Origin of the sequence: Uliginosibacterium silvisoli (assembly GCF_036017035.1) — a bacterium.
Taxonomy (GTDB): domain Bacteria; phylum Pseudomonadota; class Gammaproteobacteria; order Burkholderiales; family Rhodocyclaceae; genus Viridibacterium; species Viridibacterium silvisoli.
Map to the genome: position 1 here is coordinate 1 of NZ_JAYXHS010000002.1, position 21498 is coordinate 21498.

At 61.4% G+C, this 21498-nt stretch carries 21 protein-coding genes; 13 read left to right on the forward strand and 8 right to left on the reverse strand.

The window, feature by feature from the left end; genetic code table 11:
- Nucleotides 1-103: 103 nt before the first annotated feature.
- The 4 genes from VVD49_RS09615 to VVD49_RS09630 form a co-directional block, all read right to left on the reverse strand.
- Entirely contained in the window at nt 104-1006 is a 903-nt protein-coding gene (locus VVD49_RS09615; protein WP_327598964.1) for a polysaccharide deacetylase family protein, read from the reverse strand.
- A gap of 165 nt (nt 1007-1171) precedes the next feature.
- Nucleotides 1172-1918, reverse strand: coding sequence for an aspartate/glutamate racemase family protein (locus VVD49_RS09620; protein WP_327598965.1), 747 nt, complete (start codon nt 1916-1918; stop codon nt 1172-1174).
- Between the two features lie 285 nt (nt 1919-2203).
- Nucleotides 2204-3136, reverse strand: coding sequence for a GntR family transcriptional regulator (locus tag VVD49_RS09625; RefSeq protein WP_327598966.1), 933 nt, complete (start codon nt 3134-3136; stop codon nt 2204-2206).
- Nucleotides 3058-3405 (reverse strand): hypothetical protein, encoded by a 348-nt coding sequence (locus VVD49_RS09630; protein ID WP_327599988.1) that lies wholly within the window; start codon nt 3403-3405, stop codon nt 3058-3060. Before VVD49_RS09630 ends, VVD49_RS09625 begins: the two co-directional genes overlap by 79 nt.
- An 11-nt stretch (nt 3406-3416) precedes the next feature.
- Here VVD49_RS09630 and VVD49_RS09635 point away from each other — a divergent pair, with 11 nt between their 5' ends.
- The 12 genes from VVD49_RS09635 (at nt 3417) to VVD49_RS09690 (ending at nt 15033) form a co-directional block, all read left to right on the forward strand.
- Complete coding sequence (locus VVD49_RS09635; protein ID WP_327598967.1) at nt 3417-4430, forward strand: TRAP transporter substrate-binding protein; 1014 nt, start codon at nt 3417-3419, stop codon at nt 4428-4430.
- Between the two features lie 113 nt (nt 4431-4543).
- On the forward strand, nt 4544-5089 hold the full coding sequence (locus VVD49_RS09640; protein ID WP_327598968.1) for a TRAP transporter small permease: 546 nt from the start codon (nt 4544-4546) through the stop codon (nt 5087-5089).
- Complete coding sequence (locus VVD49_RS09645; RefSeq protein ID WP_327598969.1) at nt 5086-6366, forward strand: TRAP transporter large permease; 1281 nt, start codon at nt 5086-5088, stop codon at nt 6364-6366. The genes VVD49_RS09640 and VVD49_RS09645 overlap by 4 nt, the downstream gene beginning before the upstream one ends.
- A gap of 46 nt (nt 6367-6412) precedes the next feature.
- Entirely contained in the window at nt 6413-6766 is a 354-nt protein-coding gene (uraH, locus tag VVD49_RS09650) for a hydroxyisourate hydrolase (protein ID WP_327598970.1), read from the forward strand.
- A gap of 10 nt (nt 6767-6776) precedes the next feature.
- Entirely contained in the window at nt 6777-7349 is a 573-nt protein-coding gene (uraH, locus tag VVD49_RS09655) for a hydroxyisourate hydrolase (RefSeq protein ID WP_327598971.1), read from the forward strand.
- Nucleotides 7350-7354: 5 nt separating this feature from the next.
- Entirely contained in the window at nt 7355-8125 is a 771-nt protein-coding gene (locus VVD49_RS09660; protein WP_327598972.1) for a maleate cis-trans isomerase family protein, read from the forward strand.
- Nucleotides 8122-9726, forward strand: a complete 1605-nt coding sequence (locus VVD49_RS09665; protein WP_327598973.1) for an amidohydrolase family protein — start codon at nt 8122-8124, stop codon at nt 9724-9726. Before VVD49_RS09660 ends, VVD49_RS09665 begins: the two co-directional genes overlap by 4 nt.
- Nucleotides 9727-9805: 79 nt before the next feature.
- On the forward strand, nt 9806-10867 hold the full coding sequence (locus VVD49_RS09670) for a TRAP transporter substrate-binding protein (RefSeq protein WP_327598974.1): 1062 nt from the start codon (nt 9806-9808) through the stop codon (nt 10865-10867).
- A gap of 158 nt (nt 10868-11025) precedes the next feature.
- Complete coding sequence (locus VVD49_RS09675; protein WP_327598975.1) at nt 11026-11649, forward strand: TRAP transporter small permease subunit; 624 nt, start codon at nt 11026-11028, stop codon at nt 11647-11649.
- A complete protein-coding gene (locus VVD49_RS09680) occupies nt 11646-12950 on the forward strand; it encodes a TRAP transporter large permease (protein ID WP_327598976.1) in 1305 nt (434 codons plus the stop codon). Before VVD49_RS09675 ends, VVD49_RS09680 begins: the two co-directional genes overlap by 4 nt.
- A 288-nt stretch (nt 12951-13238) precedes the next feature.
- On the forward strand, nt 13239-14552 hold the full coding sequence (locus VVD49_RS09685) for an MFS transporter (RefSeq protein WP_327598977.1): 1314 nt from the start codon (nt 13239-13241) through the stop codon (nt 14550-14552).
- 148 nt (nt 14553-14700) lie between these two features.
- Complete coding sequence (locus tag VVD49_RS09690) at nt 14701-15033, forward strand: YciI family protein (RefSeq protein ID WP_327598978.1); 333 nt, start codon at nt 14701-14703, stop codon at nt 15031-15033.
- 649 nt (nt 15034-15682) lie between these two features.
- Here the strand turns inward: VVD49_RS09690 and VVD49_RS09695 are convergent.
- The 3 genes from VVD49_RS09695 to VVD49_RS09705 all read right to left on the reverse strand — a co-directional run bounded on the left by VVD49_RS09695 (nt 15683) and on the right by VVD49_RS09705 (nt 18206).
- Nucleotides 15683-16507, reverse strand: a complete 825-nt coding sequence (locus VVD49_RS09695) for a S1/P1 nuclease (RefSeq protein WP_327598979.1) — start codon at nt 16505-16507, stop codon at nt 15683-15685.
- Between the two features lie 51 nt (nt 16508-16558).
- Entirely contained in the window at nt 16559-17578 is a 1020-nt protein-coding gene (locus VVD49_RS09700) for a potassium channel family protein (protein ID WP_327598980.1), read from the reverse strand.
- 82 nt (nt 17579-17660) lie between these two features.
- Entirely contained in the window at nt 17661-18206 is a 546-nt protein-coding gene (locus VVD49_RS09705; protein ID WP_327598981.1) for a M48 metallopeptidase family protein, read from the reverse strand.
- A 351-nt stretch (nt 18207-18557) separates the two neighbouring features.
- On the opposite strand from VVD49_RS09705, the gene VVD49_RS09710 reads away from it, so the two are divergent.
- Nucleotides 18558-20732, forward strand: coding sequence for a glycosyl hydrolase family 28 protein (locus VVD49_RS09710; RefSeq protein WP_327598982.1), 2175 nt, complete (start codon nt 18558-18560; stop codon nt 20730-20732).
- A 272-nt stretch (nt 20733-21004) separates the two neighbouring features.
- On the opposite strand, the gene VVD49_RS09715 is transcribed toward VVD49_RS09710, so the two are convergent.
- Entirely contained in the window at nt 21005-21463 is a 459-nt protein-coding gene (locus tag VVD49_RS09715; protein WP_327598983.1) for a hypothetical protein, read from the reverse strand.
- Nucleotides 21464-21498 lie beyond the last annotated feature (35 nt).

Below are 21498 nucleotides of genomic sequence, written 5' to 3' on the forward strand. Positions count from 1 at the left end.
TGCATGAGCCGATCACGGCTTCACCGATGGCGAACATGCAAAACAAAACGCCCGGCCAATCACTTGGCCGGGCGTTTGTGTTTCGGGCGGCCAGGGTGCCAGCCTATCGAGCGTGCCTCGTGAAATGTGATGCGATCTGTCCTGCCGTGGCAAACCAGCATTTCTCGCGCTGTGCCGCGATGTATTCCAATGCGCGACGCAGGTGGCGCATGCGGAAGGGCTGGCCGATGATCATCGAATGCAGGGCCACGCTCATGACCAGCGGTTGCTCCTGCGATTGCAGCAGCATCTCGTCGAACTGATCGACGATCATGTCGGCGAATTCTTCTGCGCCGATCTGGCGGCCGATGATGGCGGCGCTGTCGTTGATTTCCTGCGGGTAGGGCATGGACAGGATGCGGCCGCTGCGCGTATGCAGCCACACTGGCTGGTCGTCCATGCACCAGTCCATGACGTATTGGTATCCAGCCTCGTGCAGCAGATCCGGGGTCAATGGAGTTTCTGCGATCCACGGGCTGAGCCAGCCTGCCGGGCGCGCGCCTTCGTGGGTAGCGATGGCATCGCGCACATCGCAGATGAGGCAGCGCTCCGTATCCTCATCGAAACCGCCCTGATGCTCGGAGTTCGTACGGCCGTGCGCGGCGATTTCGGCACCTTGTGCGCGATAGGCTTCGATCAGTTGCGGGCAGGCGTCGTAGAGTGCGGAATTGATAAGCAGGGTGACGGGAAGCTTCAGGTCAGTGAACAGCTTGTGCAGGCGCCAGGCGCCGACGCGATTGCCGTAGTCACGCCAGGAGTTGTTGAGGACGTCGGGCGCGGGAATGCCTGGCACGAGGTCTTCGGCAATACCTTCGTTGAAGGCGTAGTGCTCGAGGTTCAGCGCGATGTAAAAGGCGAGTCGCTTGCCACCCGGCCAGTTGAACTGCGGGCGCTCGACGATGGGGCTGTAGGCATAGCGGCCGTGCTCGCGCAGTGGCTGCGTCATGGGCGTCGAGGTGGCTTTCATGGTGGCGTTCCTGTCCGGGTTTCGTGAAATCGAATGCCGTTACCTTGGTGAAGGCGGGGGGCCAGCAACGACGCGTGGTTCTGGATCCCGGCTTTCGCCGGGATGACGATCAAGGTGCGAGGCGGGCTGTTTCGCCCGGGGGCGATTCGGCGTGTCTGCATGGCGTCAGTCAGATGGCGAGAGGCGTTTGACCAGCGCATCGCTTAACCCGACGCTCTCGCGCGCAGGCAGGGCGGCGAGGCTGCCAGTCTTTGCTTTCATGGGCTTGAGTCGGTGCAGCAGCTCGGCCTGCAGCACACCGCAGCTCACGCCTTCGACCAGCGGGACGGGTACCTGCGCTTGCAGCCGCGCAGGTACGCCCGCCATGACGGCGCCAGCCAGCACGACGACCTCGCAGCCGTCACGCGCGACGAGGTCGTTGGCCGCCGCGACGGTGAGACGGTCGACTTCGCTCTGGTCGCCCGCGGCGTAGGGCGCGTCGTTGTCGACCGCACGCCAGCCGGCGATGCGAGCCCCCAGTCCATAGCTGGCGGCGAGCTCCTGGTAGAGCGGCAGCACGCGCGGGCCGAACATCACGATGCCGATGCGCGTGCCGAGCATGCTGGCCGAGAGGAGGGCGGCTTCGGTGATGCCGACGACGGGGATCTCCAGCATCTCGCGCGCGGCGAGCAGGGCGACATCGTAGGAGACGGCGATGACGACAGCATCGCATCCTTCGGCGTGTTCAGCGAGCAGATCGACGCAGGCGTGGTTGGCGATGGCAAGTTCGGTGCGGGTGGCGATCACGCGCGCGCCGAAGTTGCCGGTGACGGGGAGGATCTCCGTGCCGGGCGCGGCGACTGCGCGTGCGGTACTGGCGACGCGCTGGGTGACGAAGTCGGAGGTGTTGGCGTTGAGGAGGAGGAGGCGCATGAATTCGCTTTCAGTTTTTCGTCATTCCCGCGAAGTCGGGAATCCAGTGGCGTTGAGTGCTAAGCGACTTCATGTGGTTAACCCTCTCCCCAACCCCTCTCCCCGGCTGGGGAGAGGGGAGCTCAAGCGGGCTCGGTGGCGAGCGCGAGCCCGATAACGAGGCGCAGAGGTCTTAAGAACGCCTAACAAAATGGAGCGAGAGCGCGGCAGGCGCAGATCAGTGCATGAGCACGGCGAGTGAGCCAACGCCGCCAGACGCATTCGCAGCCCGTTTTTTTAGGCGTTCTAAGCAAACACACTCTCCAGATCGATCTCCCCCGCAACCGGCGGTTCCAGTTTCAGCGAATGCTCGACATGTTCCAGATGCCGCAGCATCAACTCTGCCGCGCGATCGGCGTCATGCGCTTCGATGGCGTCTACCAATAGCGGGTGATCGTCGTAAGGGCAGTGATGCTCATCGGGTGCGTCGTAGAGGATGATGATCAGCGCAGTGAGCGATTCGAGTTCGCGCAGGGTGCGTACGAGGAAGCTGTTGCCGGAGAGTTGCGCCAGCAGGATGTGGAATTCGCCGGACAGCGGAATGATCTCGTGCGGCGCACCGCTGCTGCGTGCTGTGTGTTCGCGTTTGATATGTGCGCGTAATTGCGCGACTTGCTGCGGCGTGGCGCTCATGGCGACGCTGCGTGCCAGGGTGGGCTCGATGAGGCGGCGCGCGAAGAACACGTCGCGCGCTTCCTGCGAAGTGGGGCTGCTGACGAAGGCGCCGCGATTCGGGATATTGGTCGCAATCTGGTCATGCACCAGGCGACCGATCGCTTCGCGCACTTTGGTGCGACTCACATTGAATATGCGTGCGAGGCGCTCTTCCACCAGCTGCGTGCCGGGCGGCAGCTTGTGTTCCATGATCGCCGACATGATGCGTTCATGAATTTCATCCGAGCTCGGCTGCTTCACTTCTTTCGTGGCTCTGGCCGCGCGCGTGCGTGGAGCCAAAGTACCGGCTTCCTTCTTCGCAGAAGTCTTCCGCGTGGCTTTCACGGGAGCGGTTTTGGTCGTTCCCGACGCAATTTTCGCTGCTGCACCAACTTTTTTTGCCTCTTTCACGGTTGCTGCCTTTCCGGTCCTTGCACCGTCCTGATTCATTTTCTGCGCTCCTCGCCTGCTTGTCCGTCGCGCCACACATCTCGTCGCGATGACGCATGCGCCAGTTTGCAGCATTGGCTCGCGTCAGTCTTTCTGCGGCTTGCCGCCGGGTCTGCACCACGCTGCAACACACCGCTTTCATGGCTGCACCAGATTGCGTACAGCGGTTTGATAAATTGTATCCAATCATGCACCTTGTTGGGCTCATATGCACTGCATTGGAACGCGGATGGGTCGTACAACATATTGATTAATATAGCATTTAATTGTTGACATGCCGAATCTTTTGCCAATAATGGATTGCATACAATTTGAAAAACACTTTCGCCAATCCAGTCAAGCAAGGGGTTTTGCCATGTCATACAAGTCGCAATACAAGCCGGTTGTTCGCAGTCTCGTCGCTGCTTTCGGCCTCGTCTGTTTCTCTGCTGCCGTGTCCGCGCAAACGCATCTGCGCATCGCCGGCAACTTCGCGCCCGACCACTCCTCGTCGATGGCGATGCAGATGTTCAAGAAAGAAGTCGATAGCGCCAGCAAGGGTGCGCTGATCATCGACGTGTTCGACAACCAGCAGCTCGGCGGTGCGCAGGAGAACGTGACGCAGACGCGCTCGGGCACCATTGACATGTGTTGGGTCGGCATGGCGTTCCTGTCGCGCACCGTGCCGGAACTCGAAGCGGTGAGCATGCCGTTCATGTTCCCGAGCCGCGAGGTCGCCTACAAGGTGATGGATGGCCCGGCGGTGGACCTGATCGAGGCCAAAATGGCTGACAAGGGCTTCACCTCGTTGGGTTTCATGGAGCTGGGCTCGCGCCAGGTGACCAATAGCCAGCGTCCGGTGAAGACCATGGCTGACCTGAAGGGTCTGAAGATCCGCATGCAGCCGATCGAGACGCACCTCGCCACTTTCCGCGCGCTGGGGGCTAATCCGCTGCCGATGGACATCAAGGAGGTGTACTCCGCGCTCGACCAGAAGGTCATCGACGGCCAGGACAATCCTTTCGCGCTGATCCTCGCCAGCCGCTTCTTCGAGGTGCAGAAGTACGTCTCCAACACCGGCCACTTCTTCGACTTCATCTCGGTCGTCGCCAACAAGAAGAAGATCGAAGCCCTGCCTGCGGATCAGCAGAAGATCCTGCGTACGGCCATGACAAATGCAATCAAGTGGCAGCGGGGCGTGTCGGTGAAGGCTGACGCCGATTCGCTGGTCGAGCTGCAGAAGAAGGGCATGGTCTATACCGAGCTCCCCGCCAGCGAACGCGAGGCGATGAGGAAGGCCACGGCAGGCGTGGTGGACGAAGTGAAGAAGCGTCTCGGCGCACCTTTCGTCGATCAGGTGCTGGCTGAAGTCAAGAAAGCCGGCGGCTGAGAAGCGTCGACAAAATGATTCTGGCCTCGCCGGCACGCCTGGCCAGAATCGTTTCGCTTCGCTTCAATTTGTCAGCGCTTCTGAGCCAGTGGCCAGTCGCGGGGAGATAACTCATGAATACCGAAATCCTGCCCGCGCCGCCGGGGGGCGGCGCTGCGGCCTTGCTGTTGCGTCCGCTGACCACCATGCTCGACGCACTGCATCGCATCAACTACTGGACGCTGGTGCTACTGGTGACGCTCATGGTGGTGCTGGTGTTTGCGCAAGTCGTTGCGCGCTACCTGCTCAACAGCTCCATCGACTGGGCTGACGAGCTGTCGCGTCTCGCCTTCGTGTGGTCGATCTTTCTCGCCATCGCGATGGCGATTCGCGAGCACCTGCACATCGGCATGGTGATGCTTACCGAGCGCCTGCCCGAGGCGTATCGCGTGATGCTGGCGCGTCTCATGGACGGCATTGCTGCGGGGATGATGTGCATCGTCTGTTACGAGTCCGCCGTGCTGGCCTTTGACCAATGGGACGAGAAGCTGTCGTCGATGAATGGCAGTGCCGCCTGGTTCGTGATGGCCATCGTGGTTGGCGCGGCGCTGTCGGCACTGGAGCTGGTGCGCCTGGCCATTCTTGGCCAGAGCCCAAGTGGTGAAGGAGCGATCGAATGAGCGCGCTGATGACCTGGGTCTTCGTGGCCTTCGCGCTGCTGGGAATGCCATTGTCGTTCGCCATCGGCATGGGTGCGATGGGCGGCTTGGCGGCCAGCGACATCGATTTCAACATGCTGCCGTCGCGCATGATCAATTCGCTGGACTCGTTCCCGCTGCTGTCCATCCCGCTGTTCATGGTGGCCGGCGAGTTGATGATCAAGGCCGGCCTGATGGAGCAGATGATCGACTTCGCCAACGCCTTCATCGGTCGCGTGCGCGGTGGTCTGGCACAAGTCGCGATGCTGGCCGGTGCGGTGTTGTCGGCCGTGTCTGGCAGCGCTGTATCAGATGCCAGTGCGCTGGCATCGACGATGCACCCGTCGCTGAAAAAGAACTATGACGAACGCTTCTCGACGGCGGTGATATCGGCCTCGGCGAATCTGGGGCCCATCATTCCGCCATCTGGCGCGATGATCGTGTACGCCTTCATGGCTGGCCCGAGCGTGTCGGTCGGTGGCCTGTTCATGGCAGGCACGGTGCCCGGCATCCTGCTCACCGCGATCTTCATGTTCCAGTGCTGGTACATCGCGAAGAAGCGCAACTACCCGCTGACTGGCGAGCCCGTCACGGTGCGCAACATCGTGCGGCAAACGCGGCGTTCCTTCATTACGTTGCTGATGCCCATCGTATGTATCGGCGGCATCGTCGGCGGCATTTTCACCGCCACCGAAGGTGCTGGTATCGGCGTGGTGTTCGCGCTGTTCATCGGCTTCTTCGTCACGCGTCAGCTCAAGGTCAAGGACCTGCCCGAAGTCTTCGTGCGCTCTGCGCTGATGACGGCCGTGGTCGGCGCCATGATCGCCTTCGCTTCCACCGTGACCTTCCTGATGACGGTAGACATGCTGCCGCAACATCTCACGGCCTGGATGCGTGGCGTCACCACCGATCCGTTGATGTTCAACCTGCTGGTGGCCGTCGTGCTGCTGCTGGTCGGCACGGCGATGGAGTCGAATGCGGCGTACATCATGCTGGTGCCGCTGCTGCACCCGCTGGCCCTGCAATACGGCATCGATCCGCTGCTGTTCGGTTTCCTGTTCGTCTACAACCTCGTCATCGGCATGCTCACGCCGCCGGTGGGTGTGGTGCTTTTCGTCGTCTCGGGGGTGACGAAAGTGAAGATGGGCGACATCACCTGGGCGGTGCTGCCCTTCATCGTTTCGCAGTACGCGCTATTGCTTCTCTGCATGCTGTTCCCGCCCATCGTGACCTGGCTGCCACGCGCCATGGGTTACTGATCGCATGCGTTTCCCGTTACTCATCACCCGTTAAAAAGGACCTGAAATGGCAAGGCTTTCCATGCACATGCTGGATACCGTATCCGGCGAAGGCGCGGGCAATATCCGCGTCGATTTCTCGAAGCTCGAAGGTGGCAGCTACAAGCTGATCCGCTCCATCACCACCAACGAAGTCGGCCGCACGGCCGACCCGCTGATGTCGGGCGACACCATCGCCACCGGCAGCTACCAGTTCGAGGTGTACGTCGCCGAGTACTACGCGAAGAAGGGCATCAAGCTCGAAAGCGGCCCGTTCTTCGACAAGCTGCCCGTGCGCTTCACGGTGTTCGATGCAACCCAGAACTATCACGTCCCGGTGCTGTTTTCGCCCTGGGGCTACACCACCTATCGCGGCCAGTGAGGAGAGCGTCATGAGCAAGGAAATCATTGGACAAGACCTCGTCGAACTGCCGACTGCAGCGGATGAAACGGGCGCGCCGGACGAACAGCGTCGCCGCTTCATGTTCCGCGACCTGCTGGACGATGTGCGCATGGACCGCCGCGGCTTCCTCGGTGCGAGCATGGCGATGGGTGCCTTCGGCGCCATGGCCGGTTTCGCACCGGATGCCGAGGCACAGACACCGGGCGCCCCCGGGCAACTGACCTGTCACGTGCTGGATACCTACAGCGGTCGCCCTGGTGGCGGCATGCGTGTTGATCTGTCGGTGCCGGACGGTAGTGGCTGGAAGGTCGTGAAGAGCACCGTGACGACTGATACCGGCCGGCCACTCGAGCCGCTGATGTCCGGCGACACCCTGGTGCCTGGAAACTATATGGTCGAGTTTTTCCATGCGGATTACTTCAAGGCGCGTGCCTACCTGCCGACGCCGGCCTTCTTCGATCGCGTGGTGCACTTCTTCAATGTGCCTGCGAAGACCACACGCTACCATCTCACGTTGGTGACGGCGCCCTGGGGCTACACCACGTATCGCTGGAAGGAGTGATGCAGGTGTCGCTCGACTCCGTGATTCCGGCCAGCGCAGCCGCCGCCTATGCAGCGCAGCACCAGTTCATAGGCGTCATTACCCCCTCCGGTAACACGGTGGTCGAGCGCATTACCCAAGGGGTGCTGCGCGACCTGCCGACCGTGTCGCCGCATTTCTCGCGCACGCCTGTGTTCGGTAGCAAGGATCCGTCACCCGACGCCTATGCCTACGAAGGCATCCTCGCTGCCGCGCAACTGCTCACGCACGCCAGGCCCGACGTGCTGGTGTGGAACGGCAGCAAGGGCGCGGGCATCGGCTTCGCGCATGATGTGGCGCTGGCCAGCGAGATACAGGCGCACACGGGCATCACCGCGACGACGTCCATCCTGGGGCTGAAGATTGCGCTGGCGGTGCGCGGCATCACACGCATCGCCGTCGTCACGCCTTATTCCGATGCCGGGCAGAAGAGTGCGCTGGATTGCCTTGCGCGTGAAGGCTATGACTGCGTGGCCGAGGCGCATGCCGGCCTTTCCGACAACCTCTCCTATGCCTGCGTGCCACTCGACAGGATTCGCGAGATGGCGCATGGCGTGATGCTTGCACGGCCGGAGGCCATTGTCTGTCTCTGCACGAATTTCCCCGCTGCTGTGGTGGCCGCACCGCTGGAGGCCGAGCTGGGTGTCCCCGTGTTAGACAGCACGGCGCTGGGCGTGTGGTCGGCACTGCATGTCTGTGGTGTCGATACGAGCCCTGCCGCGCCGCGCTGGGGCTCTTTGTTCGGGCTGCAACCGTGAGTGCCAGCTTGCTGATCCGTAACGCACAGGTGCTGTGCCTCGACGCCGCCGATCGCGAGTGGCCGCGTGCGGACATTTACATTGAAGCCGGGCGCATCGTCGCGATCGGGCCAGACGCGGGTCTGCCATACCTGCAGCAGGCTGCGCGTGTCATCGATGCGGATGGCATGCTGGCGATGCCCGGCCTGATCAACGCGCACTTCCATTCCTCCGGCAATCTCATGAAGGGTTGCCTCGACGGACTGCCGCTCGAGCTGTTCATGCTGCACGAGGTGCCGCCGCTGGCGAACAGTGGCGACAGCGAGCGCCTGATCTATGTACGCACCGCACTCGGCGCACTGGAGATGCTGGAGCGGGGCATCACCGCCGTGCACGACGATGCGTACCACGTGCCGATCGCAACGCGCGAAAGCGTCGATGCCATCATGCAGGCCTACGCGGACGTCGGCATTCGCGCGACGGTGGCCATCGATCAGCCGAACATCGTCGAGTACGACAAGTATCCTTTTCTCGAAGAGCTGCTCACACCAGCGCAGCGCGCGGCGATGGATGCAGCGCCGCGTCAGAGTACGGATGAGCTGCTGGCGCTCTACACGGATTTCATCGAGCACTGGCACGGTGCAGAGGCAGGGCGTCTACGCGCTGCAGTGTCCTGTTCGGCCCCGCAGCGCGTGACGCAGGACTATTTCGAAGGCCTTTCCGCGCTCTCGCATAAACATAATCTGCCTTTCAACATACACATCCTCGAGACCAAGCTTCAGCGCGTTCTGGGCGAGGAAGAGTTCGGCAAATCGCTGATCCAGTACGTCGCGGATCTGGGTCTTCTGGATCGACGCATGATGGTCATTCACGCCATCTGGGTAGACGACGCTGATATCCAGTTGCTGGTCGAAGCCGGCTGCAGCGTTGCCCACAATCCGGTATGTAACTTGCGTTTGGGCAGCGGTGTGATGCCCTGGCGGCGACTGCGCAATGCAGGCGTGCCGGTGTGCATCGGGACGGACGAGATGAACACCGACGACACCACCAACCTCTGGCAGGTCGCGAAGACAGCGGCGCTGCTGCAGACGATTGCCGACCCCGAATATCGCGACTGGCCGCGTGCGCCCGAAATGCTGCACGCCGCCACGCGCGGTGGCGCACGTGCGCTGCTGCAGGAGGGCGAACTGGGCGAACTTACGGTCGGCGCGCTCGCCGATATCGCACTGCTCGATCTCGACACGCATGCCTTCACGCCGCTCAACGATCTACGCCGCCAACTGGTGTTCGCTGAAGACGGCACATCGGTGCGCTACACCATCGTCAATGGCCGCGTCGTGTACGAGCAGGGCAGGGTGACGACGATCGACGCACGTGCACTGCGCCGCGAAGCGCGCGAGTTGATGAAGGACTACGCCGCTGGCCTTGCACACGCCAGCGTGTCCGCTGCGGAACTGGCCGTGGCCTATCGCGCGATGTATCTGCGCGCATCGCAACAAGACGTTGGTTTCTCGCGCTGGGTTGGCGATGGCGCTGCAACACACCCCACTTCACGTCATCCCGGCGAAGGCCGGGATCCAGATCCAGCGTCCGGTACTGGATCCCGGCCTTCGCCGGGATGACGATCTTTTCCAGAAATCGCGAATAGCCCCCAGGCCTCGCGCAACCGAATTCCTCACGAACGTTCTCAAGGAGTCACTCATGAAATCCACCGCCAAGAAATTCTCTTCCCTGGCACTCGCCGCAACGCTGGTCTGTAGCAGCTCCGTCGCGCTGGCCGACAACCCGACCGGCATGCGCATCGCCGGCAACTTCTCGTCCAACACCAAGCACGTGGACAACATCGAGAAGCCGTTCTTCGGCAATCTGCCGAAGATCCTCGGCATCCCGATGGCGATCAATTACAACCCGATGGACACGGTAGGTGTACAGGCCGCTGACGCGCTGCGCATGCTTCGCTCTGGCACCTTCGATGTGATGAGCGTGCAGATCGGCATGGCTTCTCGTGATGACCCGTTCTTCGAAGGCGTCGACCTGATCGGCGTGTCGACCAATCTCGCCGACCTGCGCGCTGCAGTCGATGCCTATCGTCAGGTGTTCGACGAGCGCCTGCAGAAGCGCTTCAATGCAAAGGTCATGACGCTGTGGCCGTTCGGCCCGCAGGTCTTCTACTGCAACAAACCGATCAAGACCATCGACGATGTGAAGGGCATGAAAGTGCGCAGCTTCACACCGTCGATGGCCGCACTGATCCAGAGCCTCGGCGCGACGCCGGTGACACTGCAGTTCTCAGAGGTGTATCCAGCCCTGCAGCGTGGTGTGGCCGACTGTGGCGTGACCTCGCCGACATCGGGCAACGCAGGCAAGTGGCCTGAAGTGACGAACTACTTCCTGCCGCTGTCGGTGTCCGGCTCCGTGCAGGGACACTTCATGAACCTCGACTACTGGAACAAGCTCACGCCGGAAGTGCAGAAGAAAACCATGGCGGCCTTCAAGAACATGGAAGACCAGATGTGGAAGCTCGCCGAGACCGCAAATGCCGATGCCATGAACTGCAATATCGGCGCCGAGCCTTGCAAGGAAGGCGTGAAGTTCAAGATGAATCTCGTCGCAGTGGCGCCGGCCGATGCGCAGAAGGTCAAGACGGCGGTGAGCACGGTGGTGTTGCCGCTGTGGAAAGACACCTGCAACAAGGTTGATCCGAAGTGCAGCGAGGTCTGGAACTCGACAGTAGGAAAAGCCCGAGGCTACTCCATCAAATAGGACGCGTAACAAGGGGGCTGCGCGCACCGCTGGCTGCGTTGGCCCGCTCGCCGTGCCTTAGCACTGCTCTGCGCGGGCCGCCTTGCCAGCGGCGCGCTCGCTCCCCTTGTGACACGCCCTAAGCCCTGTTTGACGGACAAGCAATACAAGGACACACCATGCCCGAAAACCTGTTCTCCCGAGCGCTGACCCGACTCGTCGACACGCTCGTCATCATTGTCGGCTGGTGGCTCGTCGCGCTGTCACTTCTCACCTGCGTCGAGATGGTGACGCGCAAGGTGTTCAGTTTCAGCCTGCAGGGTATCGACGAAGTGGGCGGCTATACGCTGGCCGTCTCGGCCGCGATTGGTTACTCCTATACCTTGATCACACGCGGTCATACGCGTATCGATTTCATGGTCGGTAAGCTGCCCTTCAAGGCGCGTGCGGTGTTCAACTGCCTTGCCATGGTGACATTGGCCGCGATGGCCTTGTTCTGCATCTCGCGTGCCTGGGTGGTGCTGTCGGAGTCCATCGAATTCCAGAGCCGCGCCACGACGCCGTTGCAGACGCCGATGTGGATTCCGCAAAGCATATGGTTCTTCGGCTGGATCGTGTTCGCGGTTGCTTGCGTTTATCTCGCCGGCCATTCGCTCCTGCTGCTGGTGAAGGGCAAGCACGAAGCGCTCAACAAGGCTTACGGACCGCAGACGCTGGAAGAGGAAATCGAGAGCGAGGCGGGTGAGGTGCTCGAGCAGGTGCGCCAGCAGAACGCGTTGAAGGAAGCAGGAGCGCAATCATGATCGGCCCAATCGAAATCGGCATCGGCTTCCTCATCATGATGGGGCTGATGTTCCTGGGGCTGCACGTGGCGACGACGATGTTCGTTACCGCCATCATCGGCTCCGCGCTCTATCTCGGCATGCCCGCGGTAAATGCTGTCGGCAACGAGCTGTGGGCGGCGAACGAGGACTACGTGCTGCTCTCCATTCCGCTGTACATCCTGCTCGGCGAGATACTGGTGCGCAGCGGCACGACGGACAAGATGTACAAGTCGCTCGCCGACTGGCTCAACTTCCTCCCCGGCGGCCTGCTGCACACCAACATCGGCGCCTCCGCATTGTTCTCCGCAGTTTCGGGTTCGTCGGTGGCGACCGCTGCGACGATCTCCACCGTCGCGCTGCCGACCTTCAAGACGCGCAAGTACGACCAGCGCATGGTGCTGGGCTCGATTGCGGCTGGCGCAAGTCTCGGCAATCTCATTCCGCCGGGCATCGCTTTCCTGATCTACGGCGCGATGACGAATACCTCAGCCGGGCGACTGTATGCTGCGGGCATCGTTCCAGGTGCTCTGATGACCTTGCTGTTCATGGGCACCATCATCGGCATGGCGTTGTACCGCCCGAAGCTGATGGGTACCAAGGAGGCGCCTGCGCCGCTGCGTGAGAAGCTCGGCCGCCTGCGCCATCTGCTGGCGCCACTGGTGATCTTCGGCGTGGTGATGGGCTGCATCTATACCGGCTGGGCGACGGTCACCGAGAGTGCCGCACTGGGCGTGGTCGTCGCGCTGCCGATCGCCTGGCTGTACGGTCAGTTGTCGGTGCGCATGATGCATGAGGCCTTCCGCGCCACGCTGCGCCTCACGGCCATGAGCCTGCTGATCCTCACCATGGCCTTCTACCTCAACTTCGTGCTCGGCCTGCTTGGCGTCACGCAATCGCTTGCAGGTGTCGTGCAGTCATTGCACGTGTCAGCCGTGCAGTTGCTGTGGGTGCTGGCGGTCTTCTACCTGCTGCTCGGCATCTTCTTCGAGACGCTGCCGATGCTGGTTGGCACGGTCCCGCTGGTATTCCCGCTCACGGTCGCGGCCGGCATCGACCCCGTGTTCTTCGGCGTGTTCATGGTGCTGATGTGCGAGATCTCGTTGATCAGCCCACCAGTCGGTATGACGCTCTACGTGATCCAGGGCGTGCGTGGCGAAGGCACGATCAAGGAAGTGTTCCAAGGCACGATCCCGTTCTTCCTGACCATGATCGTGATGACGGCGATCCTGATCCACTTCCCGGAAATTGCTTTGTGGCTGCCGAGGATTTCGTTCGGGTAGTAGCGCGTTATGGCGATGCGCAGGGCCTGAGCGGCCGGATGGCCTGCTCTTGAGCTGCAACAAAACCCCGTCAGATCGGAGGGCCTGGCGGGGTTTTCATTTGTGGCGACGTGTTACGTAAGCGGCTCCGAAATTGCCCTGCACGTAGCGAGGGCATACCATCGCAGGTTCGGTCGCGCCGTCCAGGAGACGCGAATGGCCGTTCCGGACTGGCTTGCCGATTCCGCGCCACGTGCAAGCCGGGCCGCATCTCATTCATGCCTTCGGGCTGGCGCGCTGAACCACACCATGAACACCCAGGACTCGACCACAGCCCCGTCCCGCGCCCTCGGACGCGAGGACTACAAGACGCTTTCCCTCTCCGCACTTGGCGGCACGCTGGAGTTCTACGACTTCGTCATCTTCGTGTTCTTCTCGGCGACGCTGGGCCACCTGTTCTTCCCGTCGACGCTGCCCGACTGGATGATTCAGTTGCAGACGCTGGGCATCTTCGCGGCGGGCTACCTGGCGCGTCCTGTGGGCGGCATCATCATCGCGCACTATGGCGACAAGCTCGGCCGCAAGCGCATGTTCACGCTGTCCATCTTCCTCATGGCGGCGCCCACCCTGATCATCGGCCTGCTGCCCACCTACGAGGTGATCGGTGTCGCTGCGCCACTGTTGCTGCTCGCGATGCGCGTGCTGCAGGGCGCAGCAATCGGCGGAGAGATGCCGGGCGCATGGGTCTTCGTGTCCGAGCACGTACCGCCACGCAACTCCGGTTTCAGCGTCGGCGTTCTGACCTCGGGCATCTGTGGCGGCATCCTGCTCGGTTCGCTGGTCGCCATTGCCATCAACCGCAGCTACTCGACGGACGAGATCGCCAGCTACGCGTGGCGCATTCCCTTCATCCTGGGAGGCCTGTTCGGTTTCATTTCGGTGTATCTGCGTCGATTCCTGTCGGAGACGCCGGTGTTCCGCGAACTCGCAGCGAAGCGTGCGCTCGCTCACGAACTGCCCGTCAAGACCGTGCTGCGCGAACACCGTGCGGCCTGCATCCTGACGGCGGCCTACACATGGTCGTTGTCGACGGCAGTGGTCGTGCTGATCCTCATGACGCCGACCCTGCTGCAGAAGATGTATCACATCGCTCCTGCCGATGCGCTGGAAGCCAACTGCGTGGGTACGCTGATGCTGGTGATCGGCTGTGGCGTTTTCGGCGCTCTGGCCGACCGCATCGGCATGCGCATCACGCTGCTGCTCTGCTGGGGCGGCCTCACGCTGAGCGCCTACCACTTCTTCACTGCGCTACCCGGCGGTGTGAGCTACGGCGCGCTGGTGTTCAACTACGGCCTGATGGGTTTCTTCGTCGGCTCCATCGCCACCATGGCCATCGTCGGCGTGCGTGCCTTCCCGCCCGCCATCCGCTACTCAGGCCTGTCCTTCTCCTACAACATCGCCTACGCGATCTTCGGCGGCCTCACGCCCGTGCTGACCCAGCTGTGGCTGCAGAAGGATGTACTCGCCGGCGCGCACTACGTGGCAGTGGTGTCGGTGCTTGCGATGGTGCTGGCCTTCACTTCGTTGGCGGCTTACGGCTGGGCGAACGCGTATCGCAAGTAAGGTTTGACACGAGCGGCGCTTGGTGGTCGAAGGCCGGAAAGCGTCTTCTCGATGGAAACCGAGAGGGCACGTCTGGTCGCGTGCTGACAGCGGCCGGGAGAGCCACTTGCTACCAATGATTGTGTGTTCCTTGGCCAGGAGAACTGACATGGCAAAGTTCATCACGATTGGGTATGGAGACGAGCGCGGCTACGAGAGTACCGATCAAGCTGTGCGCGAAGCGGCACACGCTCATGACGCAAGAATGCGTGCTGGTGGTGCTTTGATCGGGATTGCGGGTGCACCGGTACAGGTGAGAAACCACAACGACGCTGGCGTTCAAACAACGGCCGGCGCCTTCTTGCATAGCAGCTTGCCAATTGCAGGATTTGCAGTGGTGGATGCAAAAGACCTGCAGGAGGCTATTGCACTGGTCTCGAAGGCACCATGTGCGGTGGCTCAAGGCGTCGTGGAGGTCTGGCCGCTTCAAGAGATGTCGTGAGGGGACTCATGCATTTCAACGGCGTGCTTCGCCACAACCTTTCCTGGGCGATCCCTCTCGATGGAGCTACTGGACGACGGCCGGATGTTTCGAATAGGCGTCCGCGTTTGTGGATGAACATCCGGCTCCGGCCTGTCCTTTTCCTACAACATCGCCTACGTCATCTTCGGCGGCTAACGCCCGTGCTAACCCAGCTCTTGCTGCAGAAGGATCCACTTACCTGCGCGCAATACGTGGCGGTGGTACCGGCGCTGGCGATGGTGCTGGCCTTCACTTAGCTGACGGCTTACGGGTGGGCGACCGAGTATCGCAAGTAGATCTGTTCTAGCTGTCGCTGATTGGCCTGCACGCAGGAATGACGCGCCGAGCCAGAGCTTTCGCGCGAAGGCTCTGTCAGCAAGGTGTCAAAGGCTTGTCCCCGTTCTGTGTTGCGATGATCGTGATGTCGCCAAAACTGGCGTAAAGCACCTGCAGTATGTAGGTCGGAAAAGCAAAGCGCCTTCCGACATCGAGCATCCAAACGCGCCTCATGGTCGTTTGCGAGTCCGGATGTCGGAAGGCGCTTTGCTTTTCCGACCTACGAACCAAGGCCTCACCTCGTTGGCCGCTTATTGCTGGGCGAACGCGGGTCACAGGGCCGCCAGGTATCTCAATGTTTTTCTGCTAGCGCGTCATTCAGCACATTCGCCAGCCGCAAACCCGCATTCTCCATCTGCCTGCGCGCCACGACTGCAGCCTGCTGCATGTAGACGTCATCCACCATCAGCGGTTTCGGTAGATGCGCATTGCATGTGAAGCCGGGCAGGGCTTCGTAAGCTGATTTGCGGGCGACGTCGCGTGATTCTTTCATCCACTCGGTCGGTGCATCGGCGGGCAACGGCGTGTTGTCGCTGAGGCGCCCCTGCAGCGGCCCGCTCCTCAGCGCGAGTTCAGCAATGTCCGTATCCCACAACGAGTGAAAGGTCGTGCCGGGTCTGGTGGCGACGCCGACGATGCCGGCCGGGATGTTGCCCTTGTCGATGTTGATGCCGGAATGCAGCGGTTGATGCAGATCGCCGACGAGGTGCATGACCCATTTCAGCGCTTCGTTGCGCGCACGTAGTGGCTGGCTGCGATCCTTGAGGATTGCTGTGTATCTGATGATAAGTTGGTCCACGCAGTTGCCGTCCTTGCAGGCGCCGAGCTTGTCGCTGCACACCTGGTTGGCGCGGATGTGCCAGCCGCGGTACATGTCCGGTGGTGCGATGTCGCGTATCTCGTCCGCCCATGAGGCGATCGAGGCGAGCGTCTTGCGGTGCGAGGGTTTCTCGTAGCGATCCAGATCGTCGGCGAGGAGTTCGCGTACCTGAGCGAGGGCGGCGGGTGTTAGGTTGGCTTGTGCCAGTGCTGCGACTGCAGCGTGACCTTTGTGGCCCCAAGCGAAGGCAGAGGTGGTGAAGAGCCCCAGGCAGATACTGATCAGCAGCCAGCGCATTGCGCGTTTCTCTCTTGTTCGGATGTCGGTGCGCTTGGCATTGCGGTGGTGTTACAGATTCGGCGCGATGACGAGCAGGGTGTCGCCCGCACGGATGATGCCGCGCTCGCCTTCCCAGAAGCCGATGACTTCCGTGCCGCGATGCAGGCGCACGGCCATGGCGGGGCTGATGTCGCGCATCGGCTTGCCGATCTCGCCGGGTTCCGGTGCGCGCTCGATCAGGCGGACACGGCCGCCGATGCGCATGAGGTCGTTGACGTAGTCGGCGGCGTGCGAGGAGTCGACGAAGTTGGTCATGAGGTAGCCGCCAATCATCGACGGGGCGACGGTGGCGTTGGCACCGGCCTGTTCGATGAGCTTGATGTTCTCTTCTTCGTTGACCGAGCAGACGATGCGTACCTGCGGGCTGAGCTGGCGCACGGTGAGTACGGTCAGGACGGCGGCATCGTCACGGCCGAGGCAGATCATGACGGCCTTGGCGCGCGCCACACCGGCGTCATTCAGGTCCTGCTCCCGCGTGGAGTCGCCGGCGAGACCGATGCAGCCAGCGTCTGCCGCGAGGGCGAGGCGCGCGGGGTCTCGGTCGAGCACGATGATCTGGTTGGCAGGCATGCCACGCTCGATGGCTTCGTGCGCGGCTGCCTGGCCACCGTGTCCGTAGCCGCAGACAATGAGATGCTTGTCGAGTCTTGCGTGGAGTTGTTTCATGCGTCGATTCTCCCACCAGCGTTGCAGTACCAGTTCATAAGCAGTTCCGAGAAATACCAGCCAGATGACGAGCCGCAGCGGCGTGACCAGCAAGGTGTCTATCATGCGTGCGCGCGGAGACACGGGGACGATGTCTCCGTAGCCCACGGTCGTGACCGTGACCGCCGTGAAGTAGGCGACATCGCCGAAGCTGACGTGGCCGTCGATCTGATCGCGCAGGCCCTCGCGGTCGACCCAGAAGATGACGAGGATGGCGCCGACCAATGCCAGCAGCAGGATGCAGCGGGCCAGCAGTAGTTGCTCGGGCGTGCGGCTCGACTTCATGAACAGCCGGTTGCGCTGAGGGGGAGTTGATTTGCGCACGTGCGCTCTCCTGTTGATGGGGCTTGCCACGAACATGCATGTGGCGAGAGGGTTCGTCAGGTCTTGTCAGGGCTGTTGGGGGCTATTCCCATAATGCCTCACCCGTCGTTTCCAGCCAGCACAGATACGCACGCAGCTCGAATTCGAGCTGATGGTAGTCAGGCTCCATGTGGCAGCACAACTGGTAGAAGGCCTTGTCGTGTTCGCGCTCGCGGAGATGGGCCAGTTCGTGCACCACGATCATGCGCAGGAATTCCTTTGGTATGGTGCGGAACACGCTGGCGATGCGGATCTCGCGTTTGGATTTGAGCTTGGTGCCCTGCACACGCGAAACGGTGGTGTGCGTGCCGAGCGCATTGCGGATCACGTGCAGCCGGTTGTCATAGCTGATGTGTGACAGCGGTGGCGCATTGCGCTGGTAGCGATTCTTCAGATCAGTGACGTAGGCATGCAATGCGCGCTCGTTGCGTACCTCGTGCGCTTCGGGGTAGCGCTTGAGCAGGGCGGGCCCGAGTTGGCCGCTGGCGATGGAGGCCTCGGTCTGGGCAATCAGTTGGGGCGAATAACCACTGATGTAACGGGTAGCGCTGGGCGGGGCAGACATGGCGGGATTGTACTTGCGCGCCATGCCTGCCTCCGCGCCACGTGTCCTCCGCGATTTCTTGAACCCCGGCCTCTCATTGTGTTTTCAAGTCTCACGGCCGAGCGGGTATTTGGCGCGCCAGCCGCGGCTTGATGTCGCCAGATGGCGGGGCCCGCAAGGGAATCGGCATGGGTAAACCCGTAGTTTTTTCGCGTCGCCGACCGGCTTTTGTGACGGAATTGTTGTTTGATGTGAATTTATTGAATTTGGCGTTTTTTACGACTTATAGTGATTGAACAGATTGCCTTCGAGGCAACGTGCATTGGAGAGGTTATCGGGCGTCAAGCAGCACCAGGACGCTGTGGGAGCAGGACTCGTAACCTAGGGGACTAAATAATGTTTCGCAAATTGATGATCGGCGCAGCGGCAACCTTGACCGCCACCGGCGCCTTCGCAGCAACCGACGCACCTTCCGGCTATACCAAGTGCGCACAGACTGCAGCAACCTGCACCATGAGCGGCACGCACCAGGCTGCAATGGGTAAGGCCGGCGTGTTCGGCTATGCCACGCTCACCGGCAGCTTCGTCTGTCAGCTGTCCACCTTCCCGGATGCACCGAGCAATTCGACCTGGTGCTCGTATGACCCGGCAACCTCCAGTGCTTCCTCGAGCGCTGCTTCCAGCGTTGCGTCGAGTGTTGCTTCAAGCAGCTCGTCGAGCAAGTCCAGCAGCTCGGTTGCATCGAGCAGCGTGGCCTCCTCGGTGGCGTCGTCTTCGGTTGCCTCCTCTGTCGCGTCGAGCAGTGTCGCCTCCAGCAGCAGCGCCCTCTTGCCTCCCCAGAATGTCGTCGTACCGCCACTGGCCTTCGAAGACACGCACATCACTGTCGTGTGGGAAAAACCGACGAGCTACAGCACGGTGACCGGCTATCGCATCTATGCCAATGGCGTTCTCAAGGGCACGACCAGCAATATCTCGTGGCCTGTCGGCATCACGAATCAACAGCTGTACTACGACATCACCGGCCTCACGGCCAACACGGCTTACAGCATTGTCGTCCGTTCGATCGACGCCAGCGGTGCCGAGTCGGCCAGCAGCAACACAGTGAGCCAGACGACGACGGCTACGCCGACCGTCATCAACATCACGGCATCGCCTTACAACGCCGTGGCGGGTGGTACGACGGTTAACACCGCAGCCATCCAGAAGGCCATCAATGCCTGCCCGGTTGGCGGCAAGGTGCTGATCCCGAGCGGTACGTTCAAGTCCGGCGCGCTGTACCTGAAGAGCGACTGCACCTACCAGATCGATGGAGTGCTGCTGGGTAGCGATGCAGCGGCCGACTACGAGTGGGGCAATAACCGTTTCCCGCTGTATGGCACGACAGGGTTTGGCTCGGTCAAGTACCCGACCAACTACAAGGCGCTGCTGAACACCTGCGGTTACTACACCGACTGGACCGCACGTACCGGTTACGTGGCTGACAACCTCTGCAACGGCTTCAAGAACATCCGCATCACCGGTTCGGGCAGCGTGGCGGGCAGCAGCGGCAGTTCGGCTGACAGTGCCAATAGCGGCTACTACCTCAGCACGCTGGCGCACAACCAGCGCGCTGCACAAGGTGGTGACAACGCAACCGGTGACTCGGCTCGCGCCGACCTGGCAAACCTGCAGGGCATCAATGGTCTCTACATTGCCAACCTGAAGTTCACCCTGCCGGCCATGCACATGCTGTTCGTGGCACGTTCCAGCAATGTGACCTTTGCAAACATCAACGCCAACTCCTGGCCGAGCGCCAGCAGCAAGGGCATCCACAACGGTGACGGTATCGATTTGTCGACAGCCTATGCCGACCAGCTCACCACCAGTGGTCCAGTGGGTCTGTTGCCGACGAATGCCTACATCTTCGGCTCGACCTTCGACAACGGTGACGACTGCATCAACCTGAATGCCGGCACCAGCGCACCAGGCGTGTTGGCTGCTACACCCGTCAATGGCGTGAAGATCTTCAACAACTACACCTTGCACGGTCACGGTGGCGTGGTGCTCGGCAGCTTCACGGCAGCCGGCTTCAAGAACATCGCCATCACGGAGAACACCTTCAACGGCACCGAGATCGGCTTGCGCTTCAAGACCGGTACGAACCGTGGCGGTGGCATCGCGACGCTGACGGGCAATGACTTCGGTGTGAAGGCGCTCGACAACAAGGTGAATGCGATCATCGACGACGCAATCGTCATCTTCGCGGACTATCCTGACTCCTCGTTCGCCGATGCGCCGTCGCCAGGTTACTTCCACGACATCTCCATCACGAACCTGACCGGTTCGGTGGGCAGCAGTGCCTACGCGATGGAAACAGACGGCAACAGCGGCTCCGAGCACACCAACATCAAGATGACCAACGTCAATATCACTGGCGGCAAGGGCTACTCGATCTATGGCGTGAAGGGCGCTGCGGCAAACACGATGTTCACCAGCCTGAAGAGCTCGGCAGGTACCTTCTACTACGACGGTAGCCTGTTGTCCTCGAGCAACTTTGCCAGCTGCTCGCCAGCACCGACGGCGAAGTAAGCATCGCATGAAGTAGGGACCGCTCCGGCGGTCAGCGACCCGGCCCTGCAATGCGCGAGCATTGCAGGGCCGGTTTTTTTCTTTTGCGTGATTTGCTGGAAAGCGGTTGAGGCGAGATGCCTTCTTGCGGGCTGTCTCACAGCGAAGATGAAAAGCAGGCCCCGGCGAATTGGTAGGTCGGAAAAGCGAAGCGCCTTCCGACATCGCGCCTCCCGGTCAGTGGGGGGCGTGTTTGTACGTTTGAATGTCGGAAGGCGCTTCGCTTTTCCGACCTACGCTTGCTTCACGGGCCTGGTGTCTTCTTGCTCTTCTTCTTCTTCTTCTTCTTCTTCTTCGAAGTGAGCAGACCAGTTACTCAGATTTTCAAGGTTCTTGAACTTCGCAATATCGGTCTGAACAATCGACTCAGTAATTCCGTGTTGCTTGGGGTCAAGGGCGACAAGGCCGCGCAAGGACAAGTGCTCTTCGACAGCTGTTGCTTCGACCAAGACAGGCCCCGAGCCCGTGCTGTGACGGTCTTCACCGTTCTTCTTGATTCCGGAGACCCAGTACTCCTCCCCTGATTCCAGGTCGAAGTAGTTGCCCGAAATACCGCCGCCCTTGGCCTTCTTGAGTGCGCGCCCATTGAAGTACACCGTCGTCTTCGATCGCGACAGTTGCACTCGGGCAATCCATGCGGGGCCACGGTCACCAAACCCGGACTTCAATTCGATATATCGAAGCATGCTCATGCCCTGGATCCCTTGAAGTAGAGACTTACCGCGTA

What these genes read in the sequence shown, in the direction of transcription:
- uraH (WP_327598970.1), top strand. Translation starts at nt 6,413, where the DNA reads ATGGCAAGGCTTTCCATGCACATGCTGGATACCGTATCCGGCGAAGGC.
- VVD49_RS09680 (WP_327598976.1), top strand. Translation starts at nt 11,646, where the DNA reads ATGATCGGCCCAATCGAAATCGGCATCGGCTTCCTCATCATGATGGGG.
- VVD49_RS09685 (WP_327598977.1), top strand. Translation starts at nt 13,239, where the DNA reads ATGAACACCCAGGACTCGACCACAGCCCCGTCCCGCGCCCTCGGACGC.
- uraH (WP_327598971.1), top strand. Translation starts at nt 6,777, where the DNA reads ATGAGCAAGGAAATCATTGGACAAGACCTCGTCGAACTGCCGACTGCA.
- VVD49_RS09705 (WP_327598981.1), bottom strand. Translation starts at nt 18,206, where the DNA reads ATGGCGCGCAAGTACAATCCCGCCATGTCTGCCCCGCCCAGCGCTACC.
- VVD49_RS09640 (WP_327598968.1), top strand. Translation starts at nt 4,544, where the DNA reads ATGAATACCGAAATCCTGCCCGCGCCGCCGGGGGGCGGCGCTGCGGCC.
- VVD49_RS09695 (WP_327598979.1), bottom strand. Translation starts at nt 16,507, where the DNA reads ATGCGCTGGCTGCTGATCAGTATCTGCCTGGGGCTCTTCACCACCTCT.
- VVD49_RS09645 (WP_327598969.1), top strand. Translation starts at nt 5,086, where the DNA reads ATGAGCGCGCTGATGACCTGGGTCTTCGTGGCCTTCGCGCTGCTGGGA.
- VVD49_RS09670 (WP_327598974.1), top strand. Translation starts at nt 9,806, where the DNA reads ATGAAATCCACCGCCAAGAAATTCTCTTCCCTGGCACTCGCCGCAACG.
- VVD49_RS09675 (WP_327598975.1), top strand. Translation starts at nt 11,026, where the DNA reads ATGCCCGAAAACCTGTTCTCCCGAGCGCTGACCCGACTCGTCGACACG.
- VVD49_RS09620 (WP_327598965.1), bottom strand. Translation starts at nt 1,918, where the DNA reads ATGCGCCTCCTCCTCCTCAACGCCAACACCTCCGACTTCGTCACCCAG.
- VVD49_RS09715 (WP_327598983.1), bottom strand. Translation starts at nt 21,463, where the DNA reads ATGAGCATGCTTCGATATATCGAATTGAAGTCCGGGTTTGGTGACCGT.
- VVD49_RS09710 (WP_327598982.1), top strand. Translation starts at nt 18,558, where the DNA reads ATGTTTCGCAAATTGATGATCGGCGCAGCGGCAACCTTGACCGCCACC.
- VVD49_RS09635 (WP_327598967.1), top strand. Translation starts at nt 3,417, where the DNA reads ATGTCATACAAGTCGCAATACAAGCCGGTTGTTCGCAGTCTCGTCGCT.
- VVD49_RS09690 (WP_327598978.1), top strand. Translation starts at nt 14,701, where the DNA reads ATGGCAAAGTTCATCACGATTGGGTATGGAGACGAGCGCGGCTACGAG.
- VVD49_RS09615 (WP_327598964.1), bottom strand. Translation starts at nt 1,006, where the DNA reads ATGAAAGCCACCTCGACGCCCATGACGCAGCCACTGCGCGAGCACGGC.
- VVD49_RS09625 (WP_327598966.1), bottom strand. Translation starts at nt 3,136, where the DNA reads ATGCTGCAAACTGGCGCATGCGTCATCGCGACGAGATGTGTGGCGCGA.